Below are 2931 nucleotides of genomic sequence, written 5' to 3' on the forward strand. Positions count from 1 at the left end.
GTTCGCCATTTACATTACCTCCCCATGAATCATGAAATTTGAGCATATATCTTACTTTCTTTCTCTAGAAATTTTTCAATTACATGCAACATTTTCAAACTCACTTCTTCTGCGTCACTCCGTTGTTTAAATTCATACACGCCCTCTTGAAAATCAAACCTTTTAGGTAATAACCTCATGAGAGTTTCCATTGAATCTTTATTTCGTAGGAAATCCATTCTTCTTTTCTCTTCTAAGCTAAGAATTGACACATTCCATTTGGAGTTTACTATCCAACTCGTTAAAAAATCTCTTCGACTTGTATAAAGAACCGGATCATACTTTTTTACAAGTTCTTGTATACGTGATTCAAACAATGGATCCTCATATTTCACTTTCACATGAACTTCATAAGGCGAAAGAGAACCTTTATTCACTTTGATCTGCGTTGCAACTTGATAATTCATAGCTGTAACCTCCAGATTTAGATTCTAAGACCGAAAAAAATAAGCATTCCATGTATGCTTACTGTGTTGTAACCTATGCATCTTTTCTACGATTTTTGGGTGGATTCTGATTGGTATTTTGCCCTTCATTCTTATCTTTACGTTTGTTTCGCAAGCCTTCTCCTGTATTTTGTCCAAGCTGATAAGAACGTCTTGTCTTTTGTACGGTTGGAGAATTATGAAATGCATTAGATAGACGATCCTTTGCATATTGCCCAATCGTACGGTTTTCTCTTTGCGGTGCTGGAATATCTTCTGTAGAAGCTGGTGCCGTATCTACCGGACGAGATGAACCAGAAAAGCTTTCACCACTTGAAGCTGTTCCGCTATGACTTGGTTGAGACGGTTCTGATACGCTTGATGGTGCTTCTCCACCACTAGACTGAGATCCACCTGTTGCATTGGATGGTGCTCCACTACTACTTGGTTGTGATCCTCCTGATACACTTGATGGTGCTCCACTACTACTTGGCTGGGATCCTCCTGATACACTTGATGGTGCTCCACTACTACTTGGCTGGGATCCTCCTGATACACTTGATGGTGCCCCGCTACTACTTGGTTGAGATCCTCCTGATACACGTAATGGCGCACCGTTATTACCATTCACACGAGTTGGATTCTCACTTGCATTCTTCTTATTTTGAGAAGGTGTAATCCCTTGCGTTTTGGAACCGTTCGCTCCTCCTGCTGTACTTTTTGTTAAATTAGCTGAAGATCCACGTTCTCCATTTTGAGCCTCTTTATCAAAACCGGATGATTTGATTTCATCTTGCAAGGACATTGCGCCGCCACCTGCCTCGCCTTGGGACGCTTGATTATTTTCTTTTCCATAACTGGATTGATCTATTTCATTTTGTAAAGACGCATTATCAGTTCCAGTTGCGCCTCCCTCGGCACCGCTTTGTTTTTCCTTACTTTCCGTTCCATTTTCCTTACCTTTTTGTTCTTTAGATTGCTTCTGATTTTCTTGTTCACTACCGTTTGTTTTCCCTGCATTCTTATACCCACTTGCCATACCTACGGCACCTGCACCGACTTGTAATGCGCCACTTCCTACCTGTTTGAACATACCAGCCGCTTTGGATGCCATATTACTAGTTGCTTTACTAAGCCCTTTTCCAAGTGCGTATCCACCGGCAACGACTCCCCAACCATTTTTCAGTCCTGCGTCAATACCAAAAAGACGTTCACAAATGACGGGACCATCTACAACCGCAAGGCTTAAACAAATTAAAGCCATGACATAAGCGATTCCATTTACATGTTCATGAATATAGTTCATACCAATGAGATAGAGCTTTAATGAAAGGAAAATCATAATCATGATAAGAAACGCATTTAAAATATTCATCAGAATATGCTTTGTTTTTTGTCCATTTGCCACATCTGCCGGTGCAACTAAGTTTGCTAGAATGTAGCTGAAAGCTAGTTCAAAGCACAATTTTCCAAGTTTGATTGCTGTAAATAGTAATGTCATCCCAATTACGAATAATGAGGAAGCGATTTTCCAGAACTCCCAGTCCCAGCGATAATATTTATCTGGCCAAAAATCAAACCAACCATTTTTCAAGTCTATCAGTACTTCTTTTCCATCTGGAGCAACACTAAGTTTTTTTTCTAAGATTTTTTGTCCATCATCAGTTAATTCTTTATCCTTACTAATTTTAAATTCTTTATCAATTTTTTCTAAAATATCGATTCTTCTAATGTTCTCTTGTGGAATTTTATTAGGCTCTTTCAGTTTTGTAGTTTTCCATTCTCCTATATCAAATTGCGCTACATCTGTAAGACCCTCTTTTATAATCTTTTCACTTGTAGTTCCATCCCCTTTGAGATCTACTGCCTTAATTGCCTTATCTGTAAATTTATCCGCTTGCATCATCGCCGTACTTAGTAGCACAATTACACCCATACTGATAAAGACGTTCACTGCAATCTGTTCACGATTTGTTTTCCGATTGAATATTAACGTGTATCCGATATAAATGAGCGAAAACGCAAATAACACATAAAAGAGAGGCTGAAAGTCTCGCACAAAAGATTGTATTTCTTCTGAAGCAAACAATGTTTTGACTAACAAAATTTTATCTGTAATCCCCTCTAATGCATCCACCAGATACGATAACCCTAAAATAATCATCCAACCAATCGAACGGAGAATATAATTCGTAAACCCACCAATTTCTAAGTACTCACTAAATGTTTTTAGTATTTCTAAGACTTTCTCATCATTCATGGTTTCACCCGCTTTCTCTTAGGCTTCAAATACTTCTTGTATCGTCATATCAAGATATTCATCCAATTCGTCTACTCGTATCACAATGGGAGCTTCATCAGCTTCTCCCGGTTGTAACACTACAACGCCATTTCTAAGTCCAATCATCACTTCTCTCCCCGCCATTACTTGATTCCCGTAAACTTGTAAAATTTGTTGTAAGGAATT

General features: G+C 38.6%; 3 protein-coding genes. All 3 read right to left on the bottom strand.

What is annotated here, in order from left to right:
* Nucleotides 1–29 precede the first annotated feature (29 nt).
* On the bottom strand, nucleotides 30–446 hold the full coding sequence (locus HRG09_RS27785; RefSeq protein WP_174104025.1) for a hypothetical protein: 417 nt from the start codon (nucleotides 444–446) through the stop codon (nucleotides 30–32).
* Nucleotides 447–519: 73 nt separating this feature from the next.
* Nucleotides 520–2724 carry a pLS20_p028 family conjugation system transmembrane protein gene (locus tag HRG09_RS27790; RefSeq protein ID WP_174104026.1) on the bottom strand — a complete coding sequence of 735 codons (2205 nt, stop codon included), beginning with the start codon at nucleotides 2722–2724 and terminating at the stop codon, nucleotides 520–522.
* 18 nt (nucleotides 2725–2742) lie between these two features.
* A partial coding sequence (locus HRG09_RS27795; RefSeq protein ID WP_174104027.1) for a hypothetical protein occupies nucleotides 2743–2931 on the bottom strand: 189 nt, incomplete at its 5' end.

This window comes from Bacillus sp. Xin1 (assembly GCF_013314535.1).
GTDB lineage: Bacteria > Bacillota > Bacilli > Bacillales > Bacillaceae_G > Bacillus_A.